Origin of the sequence: Desulfonatronospira sp., from assembly GCA_003563255.1 — a bacterium.
Lineage (GTDB): Bacteria > Desulfobacterota > Desulfovibrionia > Desulfovibrionales > Desulfonatronovibrionaceae > Desulfonatronospira.
This window is the reverse complement of record PWSL01000524.1, coordinates 1-2,943: the sequence shown is the minus strand read 5'-3', so window position 1 is coordinate 2,943 and position 2,943 is coordinate 1. Positions and strand designations below refer to the sequence as shown.

Here is a 2,943-nt window from a genome sequence, read left to right as displayed (position 1 = left end):
GGGGAGCACCTGAGCTTAGTGTCCAAAAATGAAACAGTCCCAGTGCCAAGTGCTGAACCCCCGTCATGGCTCAAATTTTTCTTGTTTTTTGTGACAGGGTTTCAGGAGTAAGTCACTAACAGGAGACAATATCATGCAACAAAAATTCAAACCAGTCACAGAATTCGACTTAACCCTGGACGAAGCAAAGCGCCGTGATGACGTGCTCGGCAATACCTGGAATCAGAAATCATGCAGGGCAGTGACCAGTTAAGGGATAAAAAGGCAGGAGATGTGCTTATCGACCTGTACCATCAAAGCGGCACCGAGCAGTCTTTCCCGGATTTTGTCCTTGGTATGGAGGATTCGGCCCTGTCCTGGAAGGCACGGCACGAACCGGCCAGGCATGAACCACTGAGGGGGTCTGCGGACCCGGTGGAGTGGCAGCGACCAGTGGCAGATTTTGATACCCAGGATTCAGTGCTGCACTACGACACGCCCACGCCGCTTGTTCCATTCACTGCCGAAGCCCCACCATTACCAAAACAGCGGCGGGGTTGGACTCACGAAGAACAGGTCGCTCCGGAGATCCAGTTTATTGATGGCCAGGCAGAGGATGAGGCGGCTAAGGGCTTCTTCGGCGAACTCAGGCGCAACAGTCCCCATCACTTCTCTGGCATGGATGATCAAGAGATTTATCAATACCTTTTTGATTTATTCGCCAGGGATCATCCGGGAGATGGCCGGTTGGAATTCGAGGCCTTGATGCAGGAGCGCATAATAAACACAGCCCAAAAGCTCAACTACCTGGAGCGGGCCAGGCGGGAGGCTACAGGGGAGCAGAAGATATAACCCCAATTCAGTGCGGTGAGTTGGGGGCTCCCCTTCCCTGGAGGATCAACGGCACTACCAGGGTATAGCCTGACGCAGAAAGCCGCCGAACCGGAGTGGCATCCGGTCCGCACTGAAAATAAGGCCACCTGGTCAAGCACCGGGTGGCCTTTTCTGTTTCATTCGGCCCATACCTTGGCCTGGCTTTTGCCCTTTCCGGGCCTCTATGAGGCTTGTATGGCTTCAGTGTTGGCTTAAAAGTTCCTGGTTTCAAGCCTCAGGGCGTATCTGCACCATCTGGAGGCGCATATTCGGCAGTATTTGGAAAGGCCTCTTCAATCCTGCATTGCTTCCAGCACCTGCTTAAGCGCCTCAATGGTTGCCTTCTTCACCTGGCTTTCCTTGTAGTCACCCTTTTTGTAAATATACAAAGGAACAACTATCTTCCGGGCCTCATAGTACAGGAACAATAGGCGCAACCCCTTTCTTGAGCTCAGCTTGTACTCAGGCAGAGCAATCCTTATCTTTCTTACCTGGAACCCTTCAAAGCCAGGGTACAGATCGCCTTGCTCCGGTCTGGAAACAAGCCCCTGGATAGCATTTTCAATGGTAGCGGATGAGTGGGGGTATTTTTTAAGGACAGATTTCTTATTGGATTCAAAAGGCGGGTACTGCCGCAACTGCATTACAACCGACCAGCGATTTGCTTCACCAGGCCCCGGAACTGCTCATCAGCACCCATGGCGGTATCCTCAACCAAGTCCTCCCAATCGTCCAGCCTTCTGTCCACCAGACCCCGGATATGAGCAAAAAAGATACTCCCGGGGACGGCCTGCTTCAGCCTGGCCAGACAGGAGTGGATCTTTCCGGCCTCCTGGTTGATCTCCGCCATGAATTGGACTGCCTGACCTGAAGGACATGCTTCCATCTGCCTGCGTACCCTTCTGAAAACCAGCCAGTCAAAGAATAGAAGAACAGGCATGAAAAAGAACAGCACCAATGAGGCACGGAATACAGATCCGGTCCCGTCAAAATTGTTGCATGCCCTTTCCACCTTCCCTTGATGAGAGCTCAGATTGATTGTTGCTGTGCTGGCAGACATTGTTTACCTCGATATATAAAACTGTGTATCGTTTTCTTTTGGTTTAATCTTTATATATCCCCCTCATTCCACCGTCAACAAGAAAATATTCTCCTGAAGAAATTATGGAATATGTCCAATAAAATCAAAGAATTACATAAAGCCATAGAAGCCCGTATTTCATTCAGCCCATACCTTACCCCGGAAAATCTTTTTCAGGGGCCTTTATGGGCTTCCTATGGCTTCAGTGATTGCTTAAGAAGTGGGCTGGAAGGGGTTTTTTAGGCTAATCTGGCCAGCAATATTGTTTTGGGACACTGAAGATGGCTCACAAAGTTTTCAGCCCATGCCGGCGGAGAAAAATTTCGGGTCCAGGTCCCCCGGGGGTTTTTCCTGAGATTTGGCCGGGAGGGAAATTTTCAAGTCCAGGTTCCTGGAAGATTTTCCCTGGTTTCTGCCGGGGGAAATTTTTCAAGCCAAGGTACCCTGGCGTATTCCCTGAGGGGTGGAAGGTTTTGGCGAAAATTACCGGGACGTTAAACTTTCCTCTCCCTTACAGACGACCAAGCGCCACGCCGCCAAAAGATCAGGGTACCGGGGGTGGGGGGTAGGGGGGGCTTGTTGTGTTTTGTAATACTTATCCTGTTCACAACGCAAGACCGAAGCCACAGGAAGCCCGTGAATGGCTTTGAGGGGCAAAAAACGATCGACTGGTCACACGCAAAATGGTGGCCGTATATGGAAGCGTGAGTGGCCTTCTTTGCGGTCTGAATTTTAACTATCTGATTTAACTGTATATTTTTTTTGCTCTCACACCTATAGCTCACTCTTCAACTCCCGGCCTGAACACCAACAACCCACGCAGTACCCCAGAGACAAATATAATGACGTTCAGTAGATTTTTTTATGAGCTTATTTTTATTTTGGTAGGACAGGGGTAGGACAAGCAGGAGGTAGGACAAAAATAATGGGGTCAGACTATCGCCTAACCCCTTGATTTTATTGGTGCGCCCGGCAGGATTCGAACCTGCGGCCTACTGATTCGTAGTCAG

Annotated in this window: 3 protein-coding genes; 1 reads left to right on the top strand and 2 read right to left on the bottom strand. The window is 50.3% G+C overall.

Going from position 1 to position 2,943, the window contains the following annotated elements; all coding sequences use genetic code 11:
- The first annotated feature begins 231 nt into the window (after window positions 1-231).
- On the top strand, window positions 232-831 hold the full coding sequence (locus tag QZP87_RS15205; protein WP_291323775.1) for a hypothetical protein: 600 nt from the start codon (window positions 232-234) through the stop codon (window positions 829-831).
- Window positions 832-1,145: 314 nt separating this feature from the next.
- Here QZP87_RS15205 and QZP87_RS15200 read toward each other — a convergent pair whose 3' ends face one another.
- Both QZP87_RS15200 and QZP87_RS15195 read right to left on the bottom strand, forming a co-directional pair.
- Entirely contained in the window at window positions 1,146-1,496 is a 351-nt protein-coding gene (locus QZP87_RS15200; RefSeq protein WP_291323774.1) for a hypothetical protein, read from the bottom strand.
- Window positions 1,496-1,912 carry a hypothetical protein gene (locus QZP87_RS15195; protein ID WP_291323773.1) on the bottom strand — a complete coding sequence of 139 codons (417 nt, stop codon included), beginning with the start codon at window positions 1,910-1,912 and terminating at the stop codon, window positions 1,496-1,498. Before QZP87_RS15195 ends, QZP87_RS15200 begins: the two co-directional genes overlap by 1 nt.
- Window positions 1,913-2,943 lie beyond the last annotated feature (1,031 nt).